Raw genomic sequence first — 24113 nt, forward strand, 5'->3', positions numbered from 1 at the left:
ATGGTGCAGCGCAGCATGAGGCCCGCAACCCGCACCGGGCTTGACGCCAAAGGGGTTTCCCCGATTGGAGGAACCCTTCGGTCCGTGCCCCAATGTGACGCGGCTGTGTCACGCACATGCCCTAGCATTCGCGCTTTCCATTTTTTCCCTTCAGGAGTCTTCATGCGATTCAAGACGCTCGCGTTGGCATCGGCGCTGGCCGCCACGCTGTTCAATGCAGCCCAGGCCCAGACCGAGATCCAGTGGTGGCATTCCATGACCGCCGTCAACAACGAGTGGGTCAACGACCTGGCCAAGCAGTTCAACGAGAGCCAGAAGGAATACAAGATCGTGCCGACCTTCAAGGGCACGTACGACGAATCCATGACGGCCTCCATCGCGGCCTTCCGCTCGGGCAACGCACCGCACATCCTGCAGGTGTTCGAAGTGGGCACCGCCACCATGATGGCCAGCAAGGGCGCCGTCATTCCGGTCGGCCAGGTCATGAAGGACGCGGGCGAGAAGTTCGACCCGGCCGCCTACATCCCCGCCGTGGCCGGTTACTACACCGCCCCCAACGGCCAGATGCTGAGCTTCCCGTTCAACAGCTCCACCACCATCTTCTATTTCAACAAGGACGCCTTCAAGGCCGCCGGCCTGCCCACCGACAAGGCACCCGCCACCTGGCCCGAAGTGGTCGCGGCAGCCGCCAAGCTCAAGGCCAGCGGCCACAAGTGCCCGTTCACCACGGCCTGGCAGAACTGGACGCAGGTCGAGAGCTTCTCGGCCTGGCACAACGTCGAGTTCGCCAGCAAGGCCAACGGCCTGCAGGGCCTGGACGCGCGCCTGAAGGTGAATTCGCCGCTGCACCAGCGCCACATCGAGAACCTGGCCAGCATGTCCAAGCAGGGCCTGTTCATCTACAAGGGCCGCGGCAACGTGCCTGAAGCCTCGTTCGTGTCGGGCGAGTGCGCCATGATCAACACGTCGTCGGGCTTCTACGGCAACGTGGCCAAGAACGCCAAGTTCGCCTACGGCCTGGCACCCCTGCCCTACTACCCGGACGTGCCGGGCGCACCGCAGAACACCGTGATCGGCGGCGCCAGCCTGTGGGTCATGTCGGGCAAGAAGGCCGCCGAGTACAAGGGCGTGGCCAAGTTCTTCAGCTTCATCTCGACGCCTGAAGTGCAGTCCGCCAGCCACAAGCGCACCGGCTACCTGCCGGTGACCACCGCCTCGTACAAGCTCACCGAAGAGTCGGGCTTCTACAAGCAGAACCCCGGCACCGACGTGGCCGTGACGCAGATGATCCGCAAGGTCACCGACAAGAGCCGCGGCATCCGCCTGGGCAACTACGTGCAGATCCGCGCCATCGAGGACGAAGAGCTCGAACAGGTCTGGGGCGGCAAGAAGACCGCCAAGGAAGCCCTCGATTCGATCGTGACCCGCGGCAACGAACAGCTCGAACGCTTCCAAAAGGCGAACAAAAGCTAACGATTGAAGATCCGGGCTCCGTGTCCGGCTAATATCGCCCGCCCCCGCACGCCCTTCTTCCAGGGTGCGCCGGGCGGGATTTTTTATGTAGGGGCTTCATGGAAAAACGCGTTTTCTTTCGCTCGGGCTGGTTGCCCTGGCTGCTGCTGACACCGCAGATGGCGGTGATCCTCGTGTTTTTCTTCTGGCCGGCCGGCCAGGCGCTGTTGCAGTCGCTGCAGCAGCAGGACGCGTTCGGCACGTCGGTCGAGTTCGTCGGGTTCGACAACTTCCGCCACCTGTTCGACGACCCGGCCTATGCCGAGTCGTTCAAGACCACCGCGCTGTTCTCGGTGCTGGTGGCCGGCATCGGCATCAGCCTGTCGCTGATGCTGGCCGTGTTCGCCGACCGCATCGTGCGCGGCGGCATGTTCTACAAGACCATGCTGATCCTGCCGTACGCCGTGGCACCCGCCGTGGCGGCCGTGCTGTGGGTCTTCATGTTCTCGCCCTCCCTGGGCGTGGTGGCCTATGCCCTGGGCAAGATCGGCATCAACTGGAACCACCTGCTCGACTCGGGCCACGCCATGACGCTGATCGTGATGGCCTCGGTGTGGAAGCAGATCTCCTACAACTTCCTGTTCTTCCTGGCCGGGCTGCAGTCCATTCCGAAGTCGCTGATCGAGGCCGCGGCCATCGACGGCGCGCGCCCGTGGCGCCGCTTCTGGACCGTGCAGTTCCCGCTCTTGTCGCCCACCACCTTCTTCCTGCTGGTGATCAACGTGGTGTACGCCTTCTTCGACACCTTCGCGATCGTCGACGCAGCCACGCAGGGCGGCCCGGGCAAGGACACGACCATCCTGGTCTACAAGGTCTACCACGATGGCTTCAAGGGCCTCGACCTCGGCGGCTCGGCCGCGCAGTCGGTGGTGCTGATGGTGATCGTGGTGGCGCTGACCGTCATCCAGTTCCGCTACGTCGAGAAGAAAGTGCAGTACTGATGAAGCAACAAGAACAAATCGAATTCGGCGGAGCGCAGCATGGTTGAGAAACGCGGCACGCAAGGCATCCTGGCCCACGTCATCATGATCCTGGGCGTGTTCATCGTCGCCTTCCCGCTCTACCTGGCGTTCGTGGCCTCCACGCACACGGCCCAGGAGATCGTGCAGGCGCCGATGCCCCTGACACCCGGCTCGAACATCGTCGACAGCTACAAGGGCGCGCTGTTCGGGCGCGAGAGCAGCGCGGGCTCCAACGCCCCGGTGGCGCACATGATGTGGGTGAGCTTCGTGACGGCCATGGTGATCGCCATCGGCAAGATCACCATCTCGCTGCTGTCGGCCTTCGCCATCGTGTACTTCCGCTTCCCGTTCAAGAAGATCTGCTTCTGGGCCATCTTCGTGACGCTGATGCTGCCGGTGGAGGTGCGCATCCTGCCCACCTACAAGGTGCTGTCCGACCTGAACATGCTGAACACCTACGCGGGCCTGACGGTGCCGCTGATCGCGTCGGCCACGGCGACCTTCCTGTTCCGCCAGTTCTTCCTCACGGTGCCCGACGAGCTCACCGAAGCGTCGCGCATGGACGGCGCCAGCCCCATGCGCTTTTTCTTCGACGTGCTGCTGCCGTTGTCCAAGACCTCGATCGCGGCGCTGTTCGTGATCCAGTTCATCTACGGCTGGAACCAGTACCTGTGGCCGCTGCTGGCGACCACGAGCGAAGACATGTACCCCGTGGTGGTCGGCATCAAGCGGATGATTGCCGGCGGCGACGGACAGAACGAATGGAACGTCGTGATGGCCACCGCCATCCTGGCGATGCTGCCGCCCGCGCTGGTGGTGATCCTGATGCAGAAATGGTTCGTCAAGGGCCTTGTTGATACCGAGAAATAGGCTCGCTCCCAGGCTTCGCGCACTTCGTGTCGCTTCGCCAACCCCCTACCGGGGGCACCACCAGCGGCCCGGCAAAGCCGGTTCCGCGGTGGTTCTGGAAATAACAGTGCCTCGAGATAGAGGTCGAAATCGAGAAGAACATGGCTGCACTTTCCCTACGCAACGTCATCAAGCGCTACGGCCACGGGCCGAAAGCCAACCAGGTCATCCACGGCGTGAGCGCCGAGATCGCCGACCACGAATTCATCGTCATCGTCGGCCCTTCGGGCTGCGGCAAGTCGACGCTGCTGCGCATGGTCGCGGGCCTGGAGGAAATCTCGGCCGGCGAAATCTGCATCGGCGGCAAGGTGGTGAACCAGCTCGAGCCCTCCGAGCGCGACATCGCCATGGTGTTCCAGAACTACGCGCTGTACCCGCACATGAGCGTGTTCGCGAACATGGCCTACGGCCTGAAGATCGCCAAGGTGCCGACGGCCGAGATCAAGGTGCGCGTCGACAAGGCCGCCAAGATCCTCGAGCTGGGCCACCTGCTCGAGCGCAAGCCGCGCGAACTCTCGGGCGGCCAGCGCCAGCGCGTGGCCATGGGCCGCGCCATCGTGCGCCAGCCGCAGGTGTTCCTGTTCGACGAACCGCTGTCGAACCTGGACGCCAAGCTGCGCGCCCAGACCCGCCTCGAGATCCAGAAGCTGCACCGCGAGCTCGGCATCACCTCGCTGTTCGTCACGCACGACCAGGTCGAGGCCATGACGCTGGCGCAGCGCATCATCGTGATGAACGGCGGCGTGATGGACCAGTTCGCCACGCCCGAAGAGGTGTACTCCAGGCCCGCCACCACCTTCGTGGCGAGCTTCATCGGCTCGCCGCCGATGAACCTGCTCAAGCACGCGCCGGGCGTGCGCCCGGGCCAGATCCTGGGCATCCGCCCCGAGCACATGAAGCTCGACGAAAGCGGCTGGACGGTGCAGGTCGAGCAGGTCGAACTGCTGGGCGCCGAGCGCCTGGTGTACGGCCGCATCGGCGAGGAGCAGATCATCATGCGCACCGACGAGGGCGACCACCCGCCGGTGGCCGGCGACACAGTGAAGATCGCGGCGCGCGAAGACAAGCTGCACTGGTTCGACGCCGGATCGGGCAAAAGGGCCGACTGAGCGATGGCCGAACGCAGCCCCTGGCCCTACCCCCGCTGGGTCGCGCACCGCGGCGCCGGCAAGCTGGCGCCCGAGAACACGCTTGCGGCCTTCCGCTTCGGCGCCTCGCACGGCTACCGCATGTTCGAGTGCGACGCCAAGCTCAGCGCCGACGGCGTGGTGTTCCTGATGCACGACGCCACGCTCGATCGCACCACCAACGGCCACGGCATCGGCGGCCAGCAGGCGTGGAGCGCGCTGTCGCAGCTCGATGCGGGCGGCTGGCATTCGCGCGCCTTCGCGGGTGAGCCGCTGCCCACGCTGGAGAACCTGGCGCGCTTCTGCCGCGCCAACGAGCTGCTGCTGAACATCGAGATCAAGCCCACGCCCGGCACCGAACGCGAGACCGGCGAAGTGGTGGCACGCGAAGCCGCGCGCCTCTGGCAAGGTGCGGCCGTGCCGCCGCTGCTCACCTCGTTCCAGGTCGACGCGCTGAAGGGCGCGCAGGCCGTGCAGCCCGAACTGCCGCGCGGCCTGCTGCTCGACACGCTCTGGAACGGCTGGCTCGACACGGCATTGAGCCTGGGTTGCCAGGCCGTCGTCTGCAACCACGCGCTGTGGGACGCCGCCACCGTGGCGCAGGTGCATGGCGCGGGCCTGCGTTCGCTGAGCTACACGGTGAACGACGACTGGGCCGCACAGCGGCTCATCGACCTGGGCACCGACGGCATCATCACCGACCGGGTGGACCTGTTCAGCCCCGCGGGCTGACGCTGCATTTCTTACCCGTTCTTACGTCATGGCGGCTTCTATGATGCGGCCATGAATCGGACCTCTCGCCTGGCGGGCCTGTGCCTTCCCGCCCTCCTGGCTCTGTGGGCCCTGCTGACGTGCGGCGGCGCCTTCGCGCAGCCGGACGTCAGCATGAACGCAGGCAACGGCAACCCCAACAACAGCGCCAACACCGCAGCGGCGGCCGCCCCGCCCCCCACCATCGCCGAGCTGCGCGCGCAGTTCGCCCGCATCGCGCCCTCGGGCAAGGCCAACGCCAGCGTCGTTCCGGGCGCCGAAGACGACGCACGCAAGCAGCTCGCGCAGATCAACGAGATCGGCGTGCAAGCCGACAAGTTCGTCGCCGCCCGCACCGGTGAACTGGCCGACCTGAACGCGCGCCTCGGCGAACTCGGCAATCCGCCCGCCGCCGGCACCACCGAAGACCCCAACATCACGCGCCAGCGCGCGCAGCTGACCAAGGAGCGCAATGCGCTCGACGCGGACATCCGCCTGGCCAAGCTGCTGGCGATCGACGTGCGCCAGCGCGGCACCGACGTGGTGTCGCAGCGGCGCCAGCAGTTCGAGGCCGAACTCACCAGCCGTGCCGCCTCGCCGCTCAGCGGCGAGTTCTGGGACGACCTGCGCGAGGCCTGGCCCGACGACTTCGAACGGCTGCAGGCGATCGGGGCGGCGCTCGGCGACGGCTTCGACCAGGCGCTGCAGCCTGAAAGCCGCACGCCGGTGATCGCCTCCTTCATCGGCGCGCTGCTGCTCGCCTGGCTCGGCGTCTGGGCCGCCGAGCGCGGGCTGGCGCGCCTGGCCACGCGCGTGCTGCCGGCCGGGCGGCTGCGCCGCTCGCTGCTGGTGATCGCCATCGTCGCCACGCACGTGCTGCTGGTCGCCGTGGCCGCGCACGGCGTCGTCGAAGTGCTCAAGGCCCACGCGATGTGGGACGCGCAGGCGCGCAAGGCGCTGCAATCGACGGCGCAGACGCTGACCTTCATGGCCTTCATCATCGGCCTGGGGCGCGGGCTGCTGGCCACGGGGCGGCCGTCGTGGCGCCTGCCGGCCATTCCCGACCTCACGGCGCAGCGCCTGTCGGCGCTGCCGTGGCTGGTGGCGCTGGTGGCCGCGCTGGCGTGGACGCCAGCCGAGATCAACGCGCTCATCGACGCCAGCTTTGCCGCCGTGGTCACGACGCACGTGGCGACGGCGCTACTGCTCACCGCGCTGGTGGGCACCGTCGTGTACCGCCTGAAGGCGCTGCGCGCCGACGCGCCCGACGCCGGCCTGCCGGAACGGCCGATGTGGGTCGGGGTGCTGGTGGCGCTGATCGTGGTGCTGGTCATCACCATCTGGGTGCTGGTGGCCTTCGGCTACGTGGCGCTGGCGAGCTTCCTGGCCTCGCAGCTCACCTGGAGCGGCATCGTCGCGGCGGCCTTCTACGTGCTGTTCAAGTTCGCCGACGACCTGTTCATGGCCGTGGTGTCCTCGCGCAGCGCCTCCGGCCAGCGGCTGCAGAAGAGCTTCGGCCTGGCGCCGCAGACGCTCGACCAGGCGGCCACGGTGCTCTCGGGCCTGAGCCGCGTGGCGCTGTTCTTCTACATGCTGGTGGCGCTGGCCGCGCCGCTGGGCACGGGCCCGGGCGAGGTGTTCCAGCGCGGCGGCAAGCTCGGCACCGGCGTGAAGGTGGGCGAGTTCCAACTGGTGCCGGGCGCGATCCTCAGCGCCGTGGCCGTGGCGGTGGTCGGCTTCATCGTGCTGCGGGTGTTCAAGCGCTGGCTGTCGCGCAGCTACCTGCCGAGCACGCAGTTCGAGCCGGGTATGCAAAGCTCGATCACCACGCTGCTGGGTTACGTGGGCGGCATCCTGGTGGTGGCGTTCTCGCTGTCGGCGCTGGGCATCGGCATCGAGCGCATCGCATGGGTGGCGAGCGCGCTGTCGGTGGGCATCGGCTTCGGCCTGCAGGCCATCGTGCAGAACTTCATCTCGGGGCTGATCCTGCTGGCGGAGCAGCCGGTGAAGGTGGGCGACTGGGTGGTGCTGGGCACCACCGAGGGCGACGTGCGGCGCATCAACGTGCGTGCCACGGAAATCCAGTTGGGCGACCGCTCGACGCTGATCGTGCCGAACTCGGAGTTCATCACCAAGACCGTGCGCAACATGACGCTGGCCAACGCCGAGGGCCGCGTGCTGATCCGCCTGCCCATGCCGCTGACCACCGACGCGCAGCGCGTGCGCGAGCTAATCCTCGAGGCCTGCCGCGCGCACGAGGGCGTGCTGGAAACGCCGGCGCCTTCGCTCACGCTCGAAGGCATCGAGAACGGGCTGCTGATCTTCCAGGCCATCGCCTACGTGCCGAGCCCCCGGCTCGCGGGCGGCGTGCGCAGCGACCTGCTGTTCACGATCCTCGACGCGCTCAAGCAGGCCGACCTGCCGCTGGCCACGCCCACGACGCTGGTGATGGCGGCGCCCGCGCCGGTGCTGCCCGCCGAGCCCTCGCCAGCGCCCGCCACGCCGGCGTCCCCGCTGCCAGGCACCACCAGCACCTGAAGCGCCTGTTGCGCCCGCTGCCCTATTCGAGCGGCAGCGCTCCCGTGCACTTGATCTCGTTCAGGCACACGCTGGAGCGCACCGCCGACACGCCGGGCATGTGCATCAGCGTGTGCATGAGGAACTGCGACAGCGCCTCCAGGTCGCGCGCGACCACCTTGAGCACGTAGTCGAAGTCGCCGGTCACCGAGTAGCACTCCAGGATCTGCCGCATGTCGGCGATCAGGTCCTGGAACTTGGGCAGCTCGTCGACGTGGCCGCGCGCCATCGTGACGTGGATGAAGGCGATCACGCCCAGCCCGATGTGGCGCGCGTTGAGCCGCGCGGCATAACCGCTGATCAGCCCCAACTCTTCGAGCCGCCGGTGGCGCCGCAGGCACTGCGCGGGCGACAGCTGGGCCACCTCGGCCAGGTCCAGGTTGGACGCGCGGCCGTGCGCCTGGAGGTGGTCCAGAATCCGCCGATCGGTCCGGTCGAGTTCGATGATCTGCAATTTCGTCTCCCCATACGCATCAATGATGCAATTATGTTTCCTAAAGCGGGGAAAGCCCGAGGCATTCATGCACCTTAATTGTGCAAAGTACGATCTAGACTTCGACGCGCCCGGACGGCGTTGCGCCACGCCGGGCCGCTGAATTGCGCGCCCTGGTGCTTTGCCGGTGCCTTGCCGGCGGCTTCGAACGCACCCACACCCCTTTCCCCACCCGGAGACCCTTACGTGAAAAACGCTTTGCTTCGCACCCCCTTCAGCGCCGTGGCCCTGGCCCTCGGCGTGCTCGCCGCCGCACCGGCCCTGGCTGCCGACAAGTCGGTCGCCGTGACGGCCATCGTCGAGCACCCGGCGCTGGACGCCGTGCGCGACGGCGTGAAGGAAGAGCTGAAGGCCGCCGGCTACGAAGCGGGCAAGAACCTCAAGTTCACCTACCAGAGCGCCCAGGGCAACGTGGGCACCGCCGCCCAGATCGCCCGCAAGTACGTGGGCGACGCGCCCGACGTGATCGTCGCCATCGCCACGCCGTCGGCGCAGGCGACCGTGGCCGCCACCAAGACCATTCCCGTCGTGTACTCGGCCATCACCGACCCGGTGGCCGCCAAGCTGGTGAAGAACTGGGAGCCCTCGGGCACCAACGTGACCGGCGTGTCCGACCTGTCGCCGCTCGAAAAGCACATCGACCTGATCAAGAAGGTCGTGCCCACGGCCAAGCGCGTCGGCGTGATCTACAGCCCGGGTGAAGCCAACTCGGTGGCCATCGTCGAGTCGCTCAAGAAGGCCGCCTCGGCCGCCGGCATGACGGTGGTCGAAGCCGCCGCCGCGCGCACGGTCGACGTGCCCACCGCCGCCCAGAGCCTGGTCGGCAAGGCCGACGTGATCTACACGCCCACCGACAACAACGTGGTCTCGGCCTTCGAGGGCATCGTGAAGGTGGCCCAGCAGGCCAAGCTGCCCGTGGTGGCCGCCGACACCGCCACCGTCGAGCGCGGCGCCGTGGCCGCGCTGGGCCTGAACTACACCGACATCGGCCGCCAGACCGGCAAGATCGTGGTGCGCATCCTCAAGGGCGAGAAGCCCGGCACCATCGCCTCGCAGACCAGCACCAACTTCGAGCTGGTGGTGAACCCCGGCGCGGCCAAGCTGCAGGGCGTGACCCTGTCGGACGCGCTGCTGAAGTCGGCGAAGGTCGTCAGCACCAAGTAAACGCCGCCCCGGCGGGCCTTCCGCTCCCGGCGCAGGCCGGGCGCCGGGGCCCGCCGACTGCGCTCCCGCCGGAAGCCCCCATGTCCCTCATTGCTTCGCTGGGCGCCATCGAGATCGGTCTGATTTTCGGACTGGTCGCGCTGGGCGTCTTCATGTCGTTTCGCATCATCAACTTTCCCGACCTCACGGTGGACGGCAGCTTTCCGCTGGGCGCCGCCGTGGCCGCGACGCTGATCGTCGCGGGCTGGAACCCCGCCGCCGCCACGGCCGTGGCCTGCGTGGCCGGTGCCGCCTCGGGCTGGCTCACGGCCTGGCTCAACGTCAAGCTGAAGATCATGCAGCTGCTCGCGAGCATCCTGGTGATGATCGCGCTGTACTCCATCAACCTGCGCGTGATGGGCAAGCCCAACGTGGCGCTCATCACCGAACCCACCGTGTTCAGCATGGTCAGCTTCGGCGGCATGCCCGAGCAGTGGGCCAAGCCGCTCTTGCTGCTGATCATCGTGATCGCCGCGAAGATCGTCGTCGACCTGTTCTTTGCCTCCGAAGCGGGTCTCGCGATGCGCGCCACCGGCGGCAACGCGCGCATGGCGCGGGCCCAGGGCATCTCGACCGACTTCCAGACCATGGCGGGCCTGGCGCTGTCCAATGCGCTGGTGGCGCTGGCCGGTGCGCTGTTCGCGCAGAGCCAGGGCACGGCCGACATCTCGATGGGCGTGGGCACGATCGTGATCGGCCTGGCCGCCGTGATCATCGGCGAGACCCTGCTGCCCGCGCGCAGCATGGTCATCACCACGCTGGCCTGCGTGCTGGGTGCGCTGCTGTACCGCTTCTTCATCGCGATGGCGCTGAACACCGACTTCATGGGCCTGCAGGCGCAGGACCTGAACCTGGTCACCGCCGTGCTGGTGGCGTTCGCGCTGCTGGTGCCCGCCTACAAGCGCAAGCTGGGCGGACTCTTCAAGGGGAAGAACTGATGCTGCGCGCCCAACAACTCGAAATCACCTTCAACCCGGGCACGCCGATCGAGAACCGCGTGCTGCGCGGCCTGAGCCTGGACATTCCGACCGGCCAGTTCGTCACCGTGATCGGCTCCAACGGCGCGGGCAAGTCGACCTTCCTCAATGCGATCAGCGGCGACCTGATGGTCGACAAGGGCCGCATCGACATCGACGGCAAGGACGTGACGCGCCTGAACGCCTGGCAGCGCTCGGGCATGGTGGCCCGCGTGTTCCAGGACCCGATGGCCGGCACCTGCGAGGCGCTGACCATCGAGGAGAACATGGCGCTGGCGTGGAAGCGCGGCGAGCGGCGCGGCTTCGGCTTCTCGCTCAACCGCAACCTGCGCGAGCTGTTCCGCGAGAAGCTGTCGATCCTGAAGCTGGGCCTGGAAAACCGCCTGGCCGACCGCATCGGCCTGCTCTCGGGCGGCCAGCGCCAGGCCGTGAGCCTGCTGATGGCCTCGCTGCGGCCCTCGCGCATCCTGCTGCTGGACGAGCACACGGCCGCGCTCGACCCGAAAACCGCCGCCTTCGTGCTGGAGCTCACCGCCAAGATCGTCGAAGGCAGCCAGCTCACCGCAATGATGGTCACGCACAGCATGCGCCAGGCGCTGGACTACGGCACGCGCACCGTGATGCTGCACGAGGGCCAGGTGATCCTCGACGTGGCCGGCGACCAGCGTTCGGGCCTGGACGTGCCCGACCTGCTGCGCATGTTCGAGCAGACGCGCGGCGAGAAGCTGGACGACGACAAGCTGCTGCTGGCCTGATGGACGCGGCGCCTTCCCGTCTCCTCGTGCGCGACATGCGCGCGGACGACCTCGACGCGGTGCTGGCGATCCAGCTCGCCTGCTACGGCGTGGGGTTCGTGGAGGACGGCGTGCTCATCGCGCGGCGGCTGGCGGCCTCGCCGCACACCGGCTGGGTGGCCGAGCACGGCGGTGCCGTGCGGGCCTACCTGGCGGCCTACCCCTCGCAGCGCGGCAAGCTCACGCCGCTGCACGGCGATTTCGAGGTGGCGCCCGACGCCGACGCGCTCTACCTGCACGACCTCGCCGTGCACCCCGAGGCCTCGGGGCTGGGCCTGGGGCCGCGCCTCGTGCGCCATGCCTGGGCGCACGCGCTGCGCGCGGGCTGGCGGCATTCGACGCTGGTGTCGGTGCAGGCTTCGGTCGGGTTCTGGGAACGCCAGGGCTATGCGGCCACGGTGCCGGCCGATGACGCGCAGCAGGCCCGGCTGGCGACCTACCCCGGGCACTCGGTCTACATGGCCCGCCGGCTGGACTGAGGCCGGCTCAGCGGCCCCAGCCGCGCATCGCGATCCACTGCACCGTGCCGCAGACCACCGCCAGTGCGGCATAGGTGGCCATCGAGCCGTCGCGTCCCGTGAGGATCAGGCCGGCCAGCGAGGTCAGCAGGCCGGCCCCGAAAGTGATCGCCCATTGCATCCACCAGCGCGGAATGCCGGTGCGCGGACCGCCAAGAAAGCGCCCGACCGCCACCAGCACCAAGGCGATGAAGGCCGCAGGTGCCGCAAAATTAAGCAGGTGATTGACGAGGTCCAGCAGGTCCATGAGGGGCGGTGAGTGAGCGCAAGGCCATGTGGCGGCGCATATGGCTGTCATAGGGAAAGCCATTTGCCCCTCGGCAAACCTCGCCCGGCTGCTGATTTTATAATCATGGACATGTCAGTCTGGGCTCTCGGCTTGAACCACACGACCGCGCCGCTCGATCTGCGCGGTCGTTTCGCGTTCGCGCTCGACCAGATCGCCCCGACGCTGCACAGCCTGCGCAGTTCTTTTGGCAGCAGCAGCCACCCGCAGGTCGAGGCCGCGATCATCTCGACCTGCAACCGCACCGAGATCTACTGCGCCTCCGAGCACATCGCGCTCGACCACACCTTCGGCTGGCTGGCCCAGAGCGGCGGCGTGGCCCCCGCCCTGCTGCGCTCGCACGCCTACACCCTGCACGACGACGAAGCCGCGCGCCACGCCTTCCGCGTGGCCAGCGGGCTCGATTCCATGGTGCTGGGCGAGGCCCAGATCCTCGGCCAGATGAAAGACGCCGTGCGCGCGGCCGAAACCGCCGGCGCGCTCGGCAGCACACTCAACCAGTTGTTCCAGCGCTCGTTCGCGGTCGCCAAGGAAGTGCGCACCGCCACCGAGATCGGCGCCCATTCGATCAGCATGGCCGCCGCCGCCGTGCGCTTGGCCGGCCAGCTGTTCGAAGACCTGCGCAAGACGCGCGTGCTGTTCGTCGGCGCGGGCGAAATGATCGACCTCGCGGCCACGCACTTCGCGGCCAAGGAACCCAAGGCCATCGCCATCGCCAACCGCACGCTGGAGCGCGGCGAAAAGCTGGCCTCGCGCTTCGGCGGCGAAGCCATGCGGCTGGCCGACCTGCCGGCGCGGCTGGCCGAGTTCGACATCGTCATCAGCTGCACCGCGAGCACGCTGCCGATCATCGGCCTGGGCGCCGTGGAGCGCGCGCTCAAGGCACGCAAGCACCGCCCGATGTTCATGGTCGACCTGGCCGTGCCGCGCGACATCGAACCCGAGGTGAAGGCCCTCGAAGACATCTACCTGTACACCGTGGACGACCTCGCCCAGGTCGTGCAGCAGGGCCAGGCGAACCGCCAGGCCGCCGTGGCGCAGGCCGAAGTCATCATCGACGCCGGCGTGCAGAGCTTCATGCACTGGCTGGGCCAGCGCGGCACCGTGCCGCTGATCCAGCAGCTCAACGCGCAGGCCGACGAATGGCGCGCCGCCGAGATGGCCCGTGCGCGCAAGCTGCTCGCCAAGGGCGAATCGATTGATGCGGTGCTCGAGGCCATGTCGCGCGGCCTCACGCAGAAGATGATGCACGGCGCCATGGCCGAGCTGCACGCGGGCGATGCCGCCTCGCGCGAACAGACGGCGCAGACGCTGTCGCGCCTGTTCCTGCGCAAAGAGCGTTAGCGACGACGCGCGTCGATGGCCCCGCTCGCCGCGCGGGCCGCGGTCTCCATGCGCCCTGCCGCTGCACTGCGGCGTTCCCCTCCCCATTTTTCGAGCCCCTTCCGTCGTGAAATCTTTTCTGCGCCACCAACTCGAACGCTACGTCCAACGCCTGGGCGAGCTCGACTTCCTGCTCTCGCGCGAAGACATCATGAGCGACATGGCGCAGTACCGCACCATCTCGCGCGAGCATGCCGAGGTCACGCAGATCGCCGGCCGCTACGAGCGCTTCAAGCAGCGTGAAGCCGACATCGCGGGCGCCCAGGAGATGCTCGACGACCCCGACATGGCCGAGATGGCCAGGGAAGAAATTGCCGGCGCCGAGGCCGAGCTGGTGCAGCTCGAAGACGAGCTGCAGCGCCTGCTGCTGCCCAAGGACCCCGACGACGCGCGCAACGCCTTCATGGAAATCCGCGCCGGCACGGGCGGCGACGAATCGGCCCTCTTCGCGGGCGACCTGCTGCGCATGTACACGCGCTACTGCGAGCGCGCCGGCTGGCGCTGCGAAGTGGTGAGCGAAAGCGAGAGCGAGCTCGGCGGCTACAAGGAAGTGGTGATCCGCATCGTCGGCGACGACGTGTTCGGCCACCTGCGCTTCGAGTCGGGCGGCCACCGCGTGCAGCGCGTGCCGGCCACCGAGACGCAGGGCCGCATCCACACCAGCGCCTGCACGGTCGCCGTGCTGGCCGAGCCCGACGAGACCGTGGCGGTGCAGATCAATCCGGCCGACCTGCGCATCGACACCTACCGCGCCAGCGGCGCCGGCGGCCAGCACATCAACAAGACCGACTCGGCCGTGCGCATCACGCACATCCCGACCGGCATCGTGGCCGAGTGCCAGGACGACCGCAGCCAGCACCGCAACAAGGCGAAGGCGCTGCAGGTGCTGTCGGCGCGCATCCAGGAAAAGGAGCGCAGCGAGCGCGCCGCCAAGGACGCCGCCATGCGCAAGGGCCTGATCGGCAGCGGCGACCGCTCGGACCGCATCCGCACCTACAACGTCCCGCAGGGCCGGCTCACCGACCACCGCATCAACCTCACGCTCTACAAGCTGCTGGCCATCATGGAAGGCGACCTGGGCGATGTGCTCGAGGCGCTGCGCGCCGCGCGCGAGGCCGAGCAGTTGGCCGAGCTGGAATCGAGCCTGCCGGCGTGATGACCGAAGCCGCCGCACCGTCCACCGTGGCGCAGGCGCTGGCCGCGGCCATGGCCCTGGGCATCGACCGCCTCGACGCCCAGCTGCTGCTGCTGCACGCGCTGGGCCGCCCCGTGAACGACCGCGCCTGGCTGCTCGCGCACGACACCGACCCGTTTCCCGGCGAGGCCTGGCCCACGTTCGCGCGCCAGCTGTCGCGCCGCACGGCGGGCGAGCCGGTCGCCTACCTGCTGGGCGAGAAGGAATTCCACGGCCTGCAGCTGCAGGTCGATGCCCGCGTGCTGGTGCCGCGCCCCGACACCGAAACGCTGGTCGAGTGGGCCCTGGCCTGCCTCGATGGCCGCCCGGCCCCGCGCGTGCTCGACCTCGGCACCGGCAGCGGCGCGATCGCGCTGGCGCTGCAGCATGCGCGCCCCGACGCGCAGGTCGACGCGGTCGACGCCAGCGCCGACGCCCTCGCCGTGGCCCGGGCCAACGCACAGCGCCTGGGCCTGCCGGTGCGCTTCACCGAATCGAGCTGGCTCGACGGCGCCGCCGACGGCTACGCGGTCATCGCCAGCAACCCGCCGTACATCGCCGCCGGCGACCCGCACCTGCCCGCGCTGCGCCACGAGCCGACCCGCGCGCTGGTCGCCGGCGCCGACGGCCTGGACGACATCCGCCAGATCGTGCGCGACGCGCCCGCCCACCTGGCCGACGGCGGCTGGCTGCTGCTGGAGCACGGCCACGACCAGGCCGAGGCGGTGCGCCAGCTGCTGGCCGAACGCGGTTTTGCCGAGGTGCAAAGCCGTGACGACCTCGCCGGCATCGCGCGCTGCTCCGGCGGCATCTGGCGCACGGTGAAATAATCCCCCCAGCCCACTTTTCTTCAGGAGTCCCCATGTCCGACGCTCAACAACGCATCGACGACCTCGTCAAGTCCAACGAACTCGTGCTCTTCATGAAGGGCAACGCCAGCTTCCCGATGTGCGGTTTCTCGGGCCGCGCCATCCAGATCCTCAAGGCCGTGGGCGTCGACACCAAGACGCTCAAGACCGTCAACGTGCTCGAAGACGACGGCATCCGCCAGGGCATCAAGGAATACAGCAACTGGCCCACCATCCCCCAGCTCTACGTGAAGGGCGAATTCGTGGGCGGCTCGGACATCATGATGGAGATGTACGAGTCGGGCGAGCTGCAGCAGGTGATCGGCGGCGGCGCGTCCGCCTGAGCCTCCCGCTCCCCGTTTGACGGGCGCCGCGCCCCGCGCGCGCCCGGACCCGGTGCCAATCATGGCACCATGGCGGTCTACGACTTGCCGCCATGACCCTCACCCAAAGCCTGCTCATCATCGCGCTGCTGATCGCGATGAGCGCCTTCTTCTCCCTCGCCGAAATCTGCCTGGCCGCCTCGCGCCGCCTGCGTCTGCGCCAGATGGCCGACGAGGGCGACCCACGCGCGGAAAAGGTGCTGCGCGTGCAGGAGCAGCCGGGCCACTACTTCACCGTGGTGCAGATCGGCCTGAACGCCGTGGCGATCCTCGGCGGCGTGGTGGGCGAAGGCTCGTTGAGCCCGTATTTCGCCCGCTTCTTCGAGAACTGGCTGAGCGTGGAGGTGGCGGCCAACATCGCCTTCCTGTGCTCGTTCGTGATCGTGATCGCGGTGTTCCTGGTGTTCGCCGACCTGTTCCCCAAGCGCCTGGGCATGAGCGCGCCCGAGCGGCTTGCGGTGCGCATCGTCGGCCCGATGCTGCTGCTGATCACCGCCTTCAAGCCGCTGGTGTGGTTCTTCACGCGCGCGACCGACCTGCTGTTCAAGGTGCTGGGCATGCCGATGGCGCGCGACGACAAGATCACCTCGGCCGACATCCTGGCCATGACCGAGGCCGGCGCGCAGGCCGGCGTGCTGGCGGCGCGCGAGCAGCAGGTGATCGCCAACGTGTTCGAGCTGGACACGCGCCTCGTCAGCAGCGTGATGACCGCGCGCGAGAGCATCGCCTGGTTTCTGCACGACGACCCCGAGTCGGTGCTGCGCGCGCGCATCGTGGCCGAGCCCTTCTCGGCCTACCCGGTGTGCGACGGCGACATCGACCACGTGCTGGGCTACGTCGACGCCAAGGACATGTTCCAGCGCGTGCTCAGCGGCCAGCCGCTGGCCTTCGACCAGGGCCTGACGCTGCACAAGGCGCTGGTGATTCCCGACCGCCTCTCGCTCACCGAAGTGCTCGAGCAGTTCCAGCAGGCGCACGAAGACTTCGCGATCATCGTCAACGAGTACAGCCTGGTGGTGGGCGTGATCACGCTGAACGACGTGATGAGCACGGTGATGGGCGACCTGGTGTCGACCTCGACACCCGAAGAAGAGCAGATCGTGAAGCGCGACGAGAACTCGTGGCTGATCGACGGCATCACGCCCATCCAGGACGTTCAGCGCGCCCTGCACATCGACGAGTTGCCGCATGCCGAGGAGTACGAGACGCTGGCGGGCTTCCTGATGGTGATGCTGCGCCGCGTGCCCAAGCGCACGGACAGCGTGACCTGGGGCGGCTACACCTTCGAGGTGATGGACGTCGACAGCTACCGCATCGACCAGGTGATGGTCACCAAAGGCTCGGCGACCGCCAAGGCGGTGGTCGCCGACTGAGCAACGACCTTCAGGCCGCCGAGCGGTCCCTGTCGACGTACGCCCACAGCCGTTGGTTCGCGAACACCGCGTTCGGGTACGGCGCGCGGCCCCGGCTGCCGTTGTAGCGGCCCAGCGTCATGAACAGGTCGCCCTTCTCGCGGTCGAGGTAGTGGCGCAGGATCACGCAGCCGAAGCGCAGGTTGGTCTGCATGTGGAACAGCTTGGCCGAGTCGCTGTCGCCGATCACGCGGGTCCAGAACGGCATCACCTGCATGTAGCCACGCGCACCGGCGCTGGAAACCGCGAACTTGCGGAAGTTGCTCTCGACCTGGATCAGGCCCAGCACCAGGCTCACGTCGAGCCCCGAACGCTTGGCCTCGTACCAGACGGTCTGCAGGAACTCGATGCGCGTGGCCGGGTCGGCGACCTTCTTGCGCAGGCGCTCGCTCATCTCGCCGAGCCACCGCAGGTACGCGAGGCGGGCCTCGGTGTCGGCGAACTGCGGCACCGGCGGCGCCTTGTTGTGGATGGCCGAACTCAGCGCGGTGCGCACCGAGTCGATCAGCGGCTCTTCGATCTGCGCGCCGGCCCAGGCCGTTTGCGGCAGCGACAGAGCAGTGAGGGCGCCGGCGGCGGCGCTGCCCAACAGGCAGCTGCGTCGCGAAAGCCCCCCCACCACGCTCATGCCGCGAGCTTGCCGGCGATGAAGTCGGCGACGCCGGCCGCGGGCACCTTGGTGGCGGCGGTGTCGCGCCGGCCCTGGTACTCGAGCTGGCCTTCCTTGAGGCCGCGGTCGGAGATGACCACGCGGTGCGGCACGCCGATCAGTTCCCAGTCGGCGAACATCGCGCCCGGGCGCTCGCCACGGTCGTCCAGCAGCACGTCGACGCCCTTGGCCAGCAGTTCTTCGTAGAGCGCTTCGGCCGCGACCTTGACCTCGGGGCTGCGGTCCATGCCGATCGGGCAGACCACCACGGTGAACGGTGCCAGCGCGTCGGGCCAGATGATGCCGCGCTCGTCGTGGTTCTGTTCGATGGCGGCGGCCGGCAGGCGCGTGATGCCGATGCCGTAGCAGCCCATCTCGAGGAACTGAGGCTTACCGCCTTCGTCGAGGTAGGTGGCGTTCATGTCCTTGCTGTACTTGGTGCCCAGCACGAAGACGTGGCCCACCTCGATGCCGCGCTCGATGGCCAGCACGCCCTTGCCGTCGGGCGAGGCGTCGCCGGCGACCACGTTGCGCAGGTCGGCGACCAGGTCGGGCTCGGGCAGGTCGCGGCCCCAGTTGACGCCGGTCATGTGGAAGTCGATCTCGTTGGCGCCGGTGATCCAGTCGGCCAGCACGGCGGCCTCGCGGTCGGCCACGAGCTTGACGGGCTTCTTGAGGTTCAGCGGGCCGAGGTAGCCCGGCTTGCAGCCGAAGTGCTCGTCGATCTCGGCGGTGGTGGCAAAGCGGAAGCCCTTGTCCAGGCCAGGCAGCTTGCTGACCTTGATCTCGTTCATGTCGTGGTCGCCGCGCAGCAGCAGCAGCCAGATCTGCGCGCCTTGGATATTGCCGGCGTCGTCGAGGATGTCGGTGGCCAGCACCAGCGACTTGACCGTGGTGGCCAGCGGCACGCCGAGCAGTTCGGCCACGTCGGCGCAGGTGCTCTTGCCGGGCGTGGGCGTCTTCTCGAGCGCGTTGGCGGCGGCAGGACGCGGACCGGCCGGGGCCAGCGCCTCGGCCTTTTCCATGTTGGCGGCGTAGTTGCTGTCGGGGCAGTAGACGATCGCGTCTTCGCCGGTGGCAGCGATCACCTGGAACTCTTCGCTCAGGTCGCCGCCGATGGCGCCACTGTCGGCCGCCACGGCGCGGTAGCGCAGACCGAAGCGGTCGAAGATGTTGCGGTAGGCCTGGGCCATCACCTGGTAGCTGGCCTTGGCCGCGTCGAGGTCGCGGTCGAAGCTGTAGGCGTCCTTCATGATGAACTCACGCCCGCGCATCAGGCCGAAGCGCGGACGGCGCTCGTCGCGGAACTTGGTCTGGATCTGGTAGAAATTCTTCGGCAGCTGCTTGTAGCTGCGGATTTCCTGGCGCGCGATGTCGGTCACCACCTCTTCGCTGGTCGGCTGGATCACGAAGTCGCGGTCGTGGCGGTCCTTGATGCGCAAGAGCTCGGGGCCCATCTTGTCGAAGCGGCCGGTCTCCTGCCAGAACTCGGCCGGCTGCACCACGGGCATCGTGAGCTCGACGGCGCCGGCGCGGTTCATTTCCTCGCGCACGATCGCCTCGACCTTGCGGATCACGCGCAGGCCCATGGGCATGTACGTGTAGATGCCCGTGCCGAGCTTCTTGATCATGCCGGCGCGCATCATGAGCCGATGGCTCGCGACCTCGGCGTCAGCGGGCGCTTCCTTCAGGGTGGAGACAAAAAATCGGGAAGCTTTCATCGGGATCGCGCAGGTGGGTTCGAAGTGAGGAGGGAGACAGGCCCCCCGGAGAGACCCTGAGAGCCCGGAACCGGTCGCTTGCCGAGTGCAACCCGGCATGCATAATCGACTCAGTTCAAAAATTGGGGTTTGATTATGCTCGACCGGGACGGCTTCAGGCCCAACGTCGGCATCATCCTGCTCAACCAGAGAAACCAGGTTTTCTGGGGCAAGCGCATACGCACGCATTCCTGGCAGTTTCCGCAAGGCGGCATCGACCGTGGCGAAAGTCCCGAGCAAGCCATGTTCCGGGAACTGCACGAGGAAGTCGGGCTCCACCCGGAGCATGTGCGCATCGTGGCCCGTACCCGCGACTGGTTGCGCTACGAGGTGCCGGATCGGTTCATCCGCCGTGACGCACGGGGCCACTACAAAGGCCAGAAGCAGATCTGGTATCTGCTGCAACTTGTCGGCCACGACTGGGATCTCAACCTGCGTGCCACCGACCATCCCGAATTCGACGCCTGGCGCTGGCATGACTACTGGGTCCCGCTCGACGTGGTCGTCGAGTTCAAGCGCGGCGTCTACGAGATGGCGCTTACCGAGCTTGCTCGCTACCTGCCCCGGCAGGATTTCCGCAACCGCTTCCTGCGCAGCAACGTGCGCGCCCGAGAATTCGAGCGCCACACGCTGGACCATGGAGCACCTGCGGGCCTCGACCTGCCGCCCGGCGGCAGCTTCGACCCGCATCCCGACATTCCTTCTGCGAGCGATGAACCTCCTCCCAAGAACAGCGCGCCCTCTTCTTTCCCGACGCCACGCTGAGCGTGCGCTCGTCATCGCCTGCGTCGGCCTGCTGGCCGCCTGCGCTTCCCGCGGCTACGACACCGACAACCCCGACTGGGCCCAGGCCGGCATGCCGCCAGCGCCCAAGAGCACTGAGCAGGACAAGGAGTGGGAAGAAACTGCGGTGCCGCCGCCGCCCGCCTTCAGCGAAAGCCGTCTGCTGCCGATCGCGATGCCGCCCTACATGACGCTGAAGTTCGGCGTCGATCCGAACACCATCGCCATCACGAAGGACGGCATCGTGCGCTACGTGGTGGTGGCACAGAACCGGGCCGGTGGCGCCGTCAACGCGTTCTACGAAGGCGTGCGCTGCTCGACGGCCGAGATGAAGAGCTATGCCCGCTTCAACAACGGTGCCTGGCAGGAAACGAAGTCGCCCGAGTGGAAGCGCGTGAGGGACATGAACTCCAGCTACGTGCCGGCGCTGGCGTCGCAGGGCCTGTGCCGCGGCAACGCGCCGCGCAGCTCGGTCAACGAGATGGTGCAGAACATCCGCAACCCGCTGCGCGAACTGCCCTGAAGCAGCGGCGGGGCACGGCGCCCCGCCCTGAAGATCAACCGGGCATCAGCACCATGTTGTCGCGGTGCACCATCTCCGGCTCGGCCGCGTAGCCCAGCAACCGCTCGAACTCGGCCGAAGGCTTGCGGCACAGCAGCCGGGCCTCCACGCTCGAATAGTTGGCCAGCCCGCGGGCCAGCTCGACGCCGTCGACGTCGCGCACCGCGATCACGTCGCCGCGCGAGAACTCGCCCGACACACCCGTCATGCCGATCGGCAACAGGCTCTTGCCTTCGCCGCGCACCTTGGCGGCCGCACCGGCATCGACGATGACGGCACCACGCAACTGCAGGTGATCGGCCATCCAGCGCTTGCGCGCCTGGTGCTTGGCGGTCTGCGCTACCAACAGCGTGCCGATCGATTCGCCGCGCGTGAGCCGCAGCAGCGCGTCGGCTTCACGGCCCCAGGCGATGACCGTGGAAGCACCGGAACCCGCCGCGCGCTTGGCCGCGAGGATCTTGGTGATCATGCCGCCGCGCCCGATGCTCGAGCCGGCGCCGCCCGCCATGGCTTCGAGCGCCGGGTCGCCCGCGGCGGCTTCGTGGACGAACTTGGCGTCAGGGTCCTTGCGCGGGTCGGCCGTGTACAGGCCCTTCTGGTCGGTCAGGATGATCAGGGCATCGGCCTCGACCAGGTTGGCAACCAACGCGCCGAGCGTGTCGTTGTCGCCGAACTTGATTTCGTCGTTGACCACCGTGTCGTTCTCGTTGATCACCGGCACCACGCCCAGGCGCAGCAGCGTGACCAGGGTCGAGCGGGCATTGAGGTAGCGCTCGCGGTCCGCGAGATCGGCGTGCGTCAGCAGCACCTGCGCACTGCCGATCTGGTTCTCGCGCAGCTTGGTCTCGTACATCTGGGCCAGGCCCATCTGCCCGACGGCCGCTGCAGCCTGAAGCTCGTGCACCTCGTGCGGACGGGTCTTCCAGCCCAGGCGCTTCATGCCCTCGGCGATCGCGCCGCTCGACACCATGACCACCTCACGCCCGTCGCGCACCAGCTCGGCCAGCTGCCGGCACCACTCGCCGATGGCGCCCTCGTCGAGGCCGCGCCCCTCATTGGTCACGAGGCTGGAGCCCACCTTGACGACGATACGGCGGGCATCCCGCAAGGCAGTGGAACCGGAATTCGAGGTCATGAAGGAAGAAGGCGTGTTTCAGGGATGCAGCCTGCGCTGCTTGCTATCCATTTTGCAGCACCGAAGGCGCCGCAACGCCCTCAGTTTCCTTCGGGCGGCAGAGGAACGAAGCGCGGATCGACCACGACGGTTTCGTGCTCGGCCACCTGCTGCGCCTTGACCTGCTGGTACACGGCCTTGATCAGGTGCTCGCAGCCCTCGCGCGTGAGCGCCGAGATCTCGAAGACCGGGCCCTTGAAGCGCAGGCGCTTGACGAAGTCCTTGACGCGCGCGGCGCGCTCGTCGTCCGGCACCATGTCCAGCTTGTTCAGCACCAGCCAGCGCGGCTTCTCGTGCAGCGCCGCGTCGTACTTCTTGAGCTCGGCCACGAGGGCCTTGGCCTGGGCGACCGGGTCGACGCTGTCGTCGAACGGTGCCATGTCGACCACATGCAGGAGCAGGCGGGTGCGCTGCAGGTGACGCAGGAACAGGTGACCGAGGCCGGCGCCTTCCGACGCGCCCTCGATCAGGCCGGGCAGGTCGGCCACCACGAAGCTCTGCTCGGGGCCGACGCGCACGACACCGAGGTTCGGGTGCAGCGTGGTGAAGGGGTAGTCGGCAATGCGCGGGCGGGCGTTCGAAACGGCGCTGATCAGCGTCGATTTACCGGCATTCGGCATGCCCAGCAGGCCCACGTCAGCCAGCACCTTGAGTTCGAGCTTGAGGCTCTTCTTCTCGCCGGGCCAGCCGGGCGTCTTCTGGCGCGGCGCGCGGTTGATCGCGCTCTTGAAGCGCATGTTGCCGAAGCCGCCGTCGCCGCCCTTGGCGATGGTGATGACCTCGCCGTCCTTGAGCAGTTCGTACAACACCTCACCCGTCTCAGCGTCGGTGATGATCGTGCCGACAGGCATCTTGAGGACGATGTCGTCGCCGGCGGCGCCGAACATGTCGGAGCCCATGCCGTGCTCGCCGCGCTTGGCTTCGTGCCGGCGCGAGTAGCGGAAATCGACCAGGGTGTTGAGGTTCGAGTCGGCCACCGCGAACACGTGGCCGCCACGGCCGCCGTCGCCGCCGTTGGGGCCGCCGAACTCCTTGTACTTCTCATGACGGAACGACACGCAGCCGTTGCCGCCATCGCCCGCGGCGATGTCGATGAAGGCTTCGTCGACGAACTTCATGGGATGTCCAGTTTACAAATGAAGAAGCCCCGGCAATGCGGGGCCTCGGAAAGATCGAAGTGACTGCGGGGCTTAGGCCGCGGGCGTCACGTTGACCATGTGCTTGTTCAGCGCACCCTTGTGACCGAACGACACGTGGCCGTCGACCAGGGCGAAGAGCGTGTGGTCCTTGCCCACGCCGACATTCACGCCGGGGTGGAACTGGGTGCCGCGCTGGCGCACGATGATCGAGCCTGCGCTGATCAGTTCGCCGCCGAAGGCCTTCACGCCGAGCATCTTGGGCTTGGAATCGCGCCCGTTTCGCGTGGAGCCGCCGCCTTTTTTCTGTGCCATGGAATGTGCTCCTTAGCCGGCGATCGCGCCGATTTGCAGTTCGGTGAACTGCTGGCGATGGCCTTGACGTTTTTGATAGTGCTTGCGACGGCGCATCTTGAAGATGCGAACCTTGTCGTGCAGGCCGTGCGACAGCACCGTGACTGTCACCGTTGCGCCGGACACCAGGGGCGTGCCAACCTTGATTTCAGCGCCGTTTCCGACAGCCAGAACCTGGTCGATCACGATTTCCTGGCCTACGTCCGCAGCAATCTGTTCTACTTTAATTTTCTCGCCGGAAGCAACGCGATACTGCTTGCCGCCGGTTTTTATGACCGCGTACATGTAAACCTCTTAGAAATGAGTCTCCGCAGCGAATTCCGCAGAGCCCAAGATTATAGCGCGGTTTGCGGACACTCACCACCCCGACGCTGAGACGCTCCAGGG

Annotated in this window: 25 protein-coding genes; 17 read left to right on the forward strand and 8 right to left on the reverse strand. The window is 67.7% G+C overall.

Annotation, left to right across the window (positions count from 1 at the left end):
- Positions 1-162 precede the first annotated feature (162 nt).
- The 6 genes from ugpB (at position 163) to AC1RL8_RS19600 (ending at position 7798) form a co-directional block, all read left to right on the forward strand.
- Positions 163-1473: a sn-glycerol-3-phosphate ABC transporter substrate-binding protein UgpB gene (gene ugpB, locus AC1RL8_RS19575; protein ID WP_070063600.1), complete on the forward strand. Its 1311-nt coding sequence runs from the start codon at positions 163-165 to the stop codon at positions 1471-1473.
- A 98-nt stretch (positions 1474-1571) separates the two neighbouring features.
- The gene (gene ugpA / locus AC1RL8_RS19580) at positions 1572-2453 is read left to right on the forward strand and encodes a sn-glycerol-3-phosphate ABC transporter permease UgpA (RefSeq protein WP_062474481.1); all 882 of its coding nucleotides are present in this window, start codon (positions 1572-1574) and stop codon (positions 2451-2453) included.
- Between the two features lie 39 nt (positions 2454-2492).
- Entirely contained in the window at positions 2493-3344 is an 852-nt protein-coding gene (gene ugpE, locus AC1RL8_RS19585) for a sn-glycerol-3-phosphate ABC transporter permease UgpE (RefSeq protein WP_062474482.1), read from the forward strand.
- 140 nt (positions 3345-3484) lie between these two features.
- Positions 3485-4492 (forward strand): sn-glycerol-3-phosphate ABC transporter ATP-binding protein UgpC, encoded by a 1008-nt coding sequence (gene ugpC / locus AC1RL8_RS19590; RefSeq protein WP_062474484.1) that lies wholly within the window; start codon positions 3485-3487, stop codon positions 4490-4492.
- A 3-nt stretch (positions 4493-4495) separates the two neighbouring features.
- Positions 4496-5242, forward strand: coding sequence for a glycerophosphodiester phosphodiesterase (gene ugpQ, locus AC1RL8_RS19595; RefSeq protein ID WP_492685771.1), 747 nt, complete (start codon positions 4496-4498; stop codon positions 5240-5242).
- A gap of 51 nt (positions 5243-5293) precedes the next feature.
- Positions 5294-7798 (forward strand): DUF3772 domain-containing protein, encoded by a 2505-nt coding sequence (locus tag AC1RL8_RS19600; protein ID WP_492685770.1) that lies wholly within the window; start codon positions 5294-5296, stop codon positions 7796-7798.
- A 22-nt stretch (positions 7799-7820) separates the two neighbouring features.
- On the opposite strand, the gene AC1RL8_RS19605 is transcribed toward AC1RL8_RS19600, so the two are convergent.
- A complete protein-coding gene (locus AC1RL8_RS19605) occupies positions 7821-8291 on the reverse strand; it encodes an Lrp/AsnC family transcriptional regulator (RefSeq protein WP_056578260.1) in 471 nt (156 codons plus the stop codon).
- 225 nt (positions 8292-8516) lie between these two features.
- On the opposite strand from AC1RL8_RS19605, the gene AC1RL8_RS19610 reads away from it, so the two are divergent.
- The 4 genes from AC1RL8_RS19610 to AC1RL8_RS19625 all read left to right on the forward strand — a co-directional run bounded on the left by AC1RL8_RS19610 (position 8517) and on the right by AC1RL8_RS19625 (position 11783).
- Entirely contained in the window at positions 8517-9494 is a 978-nt protein-coding gene (locus tag AC1RL8_RS19610) for an ABC transporter substrate-binding protein (RefSeq protein ID WP_172438392.1), read from the forward strand.
- 80 nt (positions 9495-9574) lie between these two features.
- Positions 9575-10471, forward strand: a complete 897-nt coding sequence (locus AC1RL8_RS19615) for an ABC transporter permease (protein WP_062474491.1) — start codon at positions 9575-9577, stop codon at positions 10469-10471.
- On the forward strand, positions 10471-11265 hold the full coding sequence (locus AC1RL8_RS19620; protein WP_492685769.1) for an ABC transporter ATP-binding protein: 795 nt from the start codon (positions 10471-10473) through the stop codon (positions 11263-11265). The genes AC1RL8_RS19615 and AC1RL8_RS19620 overlap by 1 nt, the downstream gene beginning before the upstream one ends.
- Complete coding sequence (locus AC1RL8_RS19625) at positions 11265-11783, forward strand: GNAT family N-acetyltransferase (RefSeq protein WP_492685768.1); 519 nt, start codon at positions 11265-11267, stop codon at positions 11781-11783. Before AC1RL8_RS19620 ends, AC1RL8_RS19625 begins: the two co-directional genes overlap by 1 nt.
- 7 nt (positions 11784-11790) lie before the next feature.
- Here the strand turns inward: AC1RL8_RS19625 and AC1RL8_RS19630 are convergent, their stop codons facing one another.
- Positions 11791-12069, reverse strand: coding sequence for a hypothetical protein (locus AC1RL8_RS19630; RefSeq protein ID WP_492685767.1), 279 nt, complete (start codon positions 12067-12069; stop codon positions 11791-11793).
- A 111-nt stretch (positions 12070-12180) separates the two neighbouring features.
- On the opposite strand from AC1RL8_RS19630, the gene hemA reads away from it, so the two are divergent.
- The 5 genes from hemA (at position 12181) to paeA (ending at position 17269) form a co-directional block, all read left to right on the forward strand.
- The gene (hemA, locus tag AC1RL8_RS19635; protein ID WP_492685766.1) at positions 12181-13452 is read left to right on the forward strand and encodes a glutamyl-tRNA reductase; all 1272 of its coding nucleotides are present in this window, start codon (positions 12181-12183) and stop codon (positions 13450-13452) included.
- 106 nt (positions 13453-13558) lie between these two features.
- Positions 13559-14647 (forward strand): peptide chain release factor 1, encoded by a 1089-nt coding sequence (gene prfA, locus AC1RL8_RS19640; protein WP_492685765.1) that lies wholly within the window; start codon positions 13559-13561, stop codon positions 14645-14647.
- A complete protein-coding gene (gene prmC / locus AC1RL8_RS19645) occupies positions 14647-15495 on the forward strand; it encodes a peptide chain release factor N(5)-glutamine methyltransferase (protein ID WP_492685764.1) in 849 nt (282 codons plus the stop codon). Before prfA ends, prmC begins: the two co-directional genes overlap by 1 nt.
- Before the next feature lie 32 nt (positions 15496-15527).
- Positions 15528-15857 carry a Grx4 family monothiol glutaredoxin gene (grxD, locus tag AC1RL8_RS19650; RefSeq protein ID WP_062474501.1) on the forward strand — a complete coding sequence of 110 codons (330 nt, stop codon included), beginning with the start codon at positions 15528-15530 and terminating at the stop codon, positions 15855-15857.
- Between the two features lie 92 nt (positions 15858-15949).
- Entirely contained in the window at positions 15950-17269 is a 1320-nt protein-coding gene (paeA, locus tag AC1RL8_RS19655) for a polyamine export protein PaeA (RefSeq protein ID WP_492685763.1), read from the forward strand.
- 10 nt (positions 17270-17279) lie between these two features.
- Here the strand turns inward: paeA and AC1RL8_RS19660 are convergent, their stop codons facing one another.
- Positions 17280-17936, reverse strand: coding sequence for a lytic transglycosylase domain-containing protein (locus AC1RL8_RS19660; RefSeq protein ID WP_492685762.1), 657 nt, complete (start codon positions 17934-17936; stop codon positions 17280-17282).
- Positions 17933-19678 carry a proline--tRNA ligase gene (locus AC1RL8_RS19665; protein ID WP_492685761.1) on the reverse strand — a complete coding sequence of 582 codons (1746 nt, stop codon included), beginning with the start codon at positions 19676-19678 and terminating at the stop codon, positions 17933-17935. Before AC1RL8_RS19665 ends, AC1RL8_RS19660 begins: the two co-directional genes overlap by 4 nt.
- Before the next feature lie 135 nt (positions 19679-19813).
- On the opposite strand from AC1RL8_RS19665, the gene AC1RL8_RS19670 reads away from it, so the two are divergent.
- Together AC1RL8_RS19670 and AC1RL8_RS19675 are read left to right on the forward strand one after the other, a co-directional pair.
- Positions 19814-20482, forward strand: coding sequence for an RNA pyrophosphohydrolase (locus AC1RL8_RS19670; protein ID WP_062474507.1), 669 nt, complete (start codon positions 19814-19816; stop codon positions 20480-20482).
- A complete protein-coding gene (locus tag AC1RL8_RS19675) occupies positions 20430-21023 on the forward strand; it encodes a CNP1-like family protein (protein ID WP_492685760.1) in 594 nt (197 codons plus the stop codon). Before AC1RL8_RS19670 ends, AC1RL8_RS19675 begins: the two co-directional genes overlap by 53 nt.
- A gap of 34 nt (positions 21024-21057) precedes the next feature.
- Here the strand turns inward: AC1RL8_RS19675 and proB are convergent, their stop codons facing one another.
- From proB to rplU, 4 genes are all read right to left on the reverse strand, one after another.
- A complete protein-coding gene (gene proB, locus AC1RL8_RS19680; protein WP_062474510.1) occupies positions 21058-22197 on the reverse strand; it encodes a glutamate 5-kinase in 1140 nt (379 codons plus the stop codon).
- Between the two features lie 80 nt (positions 22198-22277).
- On the reverse strand, positions 22278-23354 hold the full coding sequence (gene cgtA / locus AC1RL8_RS19685; RefSeq protein WP_062474512.1) for an Obg family GTPase CgtA: 1077 nt from the start codon (positions 23352-23354) through the stop codon (positions 22278-22280).
- Positions 23355-23426: 72 nt separating this feature from the next.
- Positions 23427-23687 carry a 50S ribosomal protein L27 gene (rpmA, locus tag AC1RL8_RS19690; protein WP_013543198.1) on the reverse strand — a complete coding sequence of 87 codons (261 nt, stop codon included), beginning with the start codon at positions 23685-23687 and terminating at the stop codon, positions 23427-23429.
- 12 nt (positions 23688-23699) lie between these two features.
- Positions 23700-24011: a 50S ribosomal protein L21 gene (gene rplU / locus AC1RL8_RS19695; RefSeq protein WP_062474515.1), complete on the reverse strand. Its 312-nt coding sequence runs from the start codon at positions 24009-24011 to the stop codon at positions 23700-23702.
- Positions 24012-24113: the final 102 nt, after the last annotated feature.

This window comes from Variovorax sp. GW822-FHT04E09 (assembly GCF_058800845.1).

Bases quoted from the DNA above. Each gene is read 5' to 3' on its own strand.
- ugpB (WP_070063600.1), top strand. From the start codon at position 163: ATGCGATTCAAGACGCTCGCGTTGGCATCGGCGCTGGCCGCCACGCTG.
- ugpA (WP_062474481.1), top strand. From the start codon at position 1,572: ATGGAAAAACGCGTTTTCTTTCGCTCGGGCTGGTTGCCCTGGCTGCTG.
- ugpE (WP_062474482.1), top strand. From the start codon at position 2,493: ATGGTTGAGAAACGCGGCACGCAAGGCATCCTGGCCCACGTCATCATG.
- ugpC (WP_062474484.1), top strand. From the start codon at position 3,485: ATGGCTGCACTTTCCCTACGCAACGTCATCAAGCGCTACGGCCACGGG.
- ugpQ (WP_492685771.1), top strand. From the start codon at position 4,496: ATGGCCGAACGCAGCCCCTGGCCCTACCCCCGCTGGGTCGCGCACCGC.
- AC1RL8_RS19600 (WP_492685770.1), top strand. From the start codon at position 5,294: ATGAATCGGACCTCTCGCCTGGCGGGCCTGTGCCTTCCCGCCCTCCTG.
- AC1RL8_RS19615 (WP_062474491.1), top strand. From the start codon at position 9,575: ATGTCCCTCATTGCTTCGCTGGGCGCCATCGAGATCGGTCTGATTTTC.
- AC1RL8_RS19620 (WP_492685769.1), top strand. From the start codon at position 10,471: ATGCTGCGCGCCCAACAACTCGAAATCACCTTCAACCCGGGCACGCCG.
- AC1RL8_RS19625 (WP_492685768.1), top strand. From the start codon at position 11,265: ATGGACGCGGCGCCTTCCCGTCTCCTCGTGCGCGACATGCGCGCGGAC.
- AC1RL8_RS19630 (WP_492685767.1), bottom strand. From the start codon at position 12,069: ATGGACCTGCTGGACCTCGTCAATCACCTGCTTAATTTTGCGGCACCT.
- hemA (WP_492685766.1), top strand. From the start codon at position 12,181: ATGTCAGTCTGGGCTCTCGGCTTGAACCACACGACCGCGCCGCTCGAT.
- prmC (WP_492685764.1), top strand. From the start codon at position 14,647: ATGACCGAAGCCGCCGCACCGTCCACCGTGGCGCAGGCGCTGGCCGCG.
- grxD (WP_062474501.1), top strand. From the start codon at position 15,528: ATGTCCGACGCTCAACAACGCATCGACGACCTCGTCAAGTCCAACGAA.
- paeA (WP_492685763.1), top strand. From the start codon at position 15,950: ATGACCCTCACCCAAAGCCTGCTCATCATCGCGCTGCTGATCGCGATG.
- AC1RL8_RS19660 (WP_492685762.1), bottom strand. From the start codon at position 17,936: ATGAGCGTGGTGGGGGGGCTTTCGCGACGCAGCTGCCTGTTGGGCAGC.
- AC1RL8_RS19665 (WP_492685761.1), bottom strand. From the start codon at position 19,678: ATGAAAGCTTCCCGATTTTTTGTCTCCACCCTGAAGGAAGCGCCCGCT.
- AC1RL8_RS19670 (WP_062474507.1), top strand. From the start codon at position 19,814: ATGCTCGACCGGGACGGCTTCAGGCCCAACGTCGGCATCATCCTGCTC.
- AC1RL8_RS19675 (WP_492685760.1), top strand. From the start codon at position 20,430: ATGAACCTCCTCCCAAGAACAGCGCGCCCTCTTCTTTCCCGACGCCAC.
- proB (WP_062474510.1), bottom strand. From the start codon at position 22,197: ATGACCTCGAATTCCGGTTCCACTGCCTTGCGGGATGCCCGCCGTATC.
- cgtA (WP_062474512.1), bottom strand. From the start codon at position 23,354: ATGAAGTTCGTCGACGAAGCCTTCATCGACATCGCCGCGGGCGATGGC.
- rpmA (WP_013543198.1), bottom strand. From the start codon at position 23,687: ATGGCACAGAAAAAAGGCGGCGGCTCCACGCGAAACGGGCGCGATTCC.
- rplU (WP_062474515.1), bottom strand. From the start codon at position 24,011: ATGTACGCGGTCATAAAAACCGGCGGCAAGCAGTATCGCGTTGCTTCC.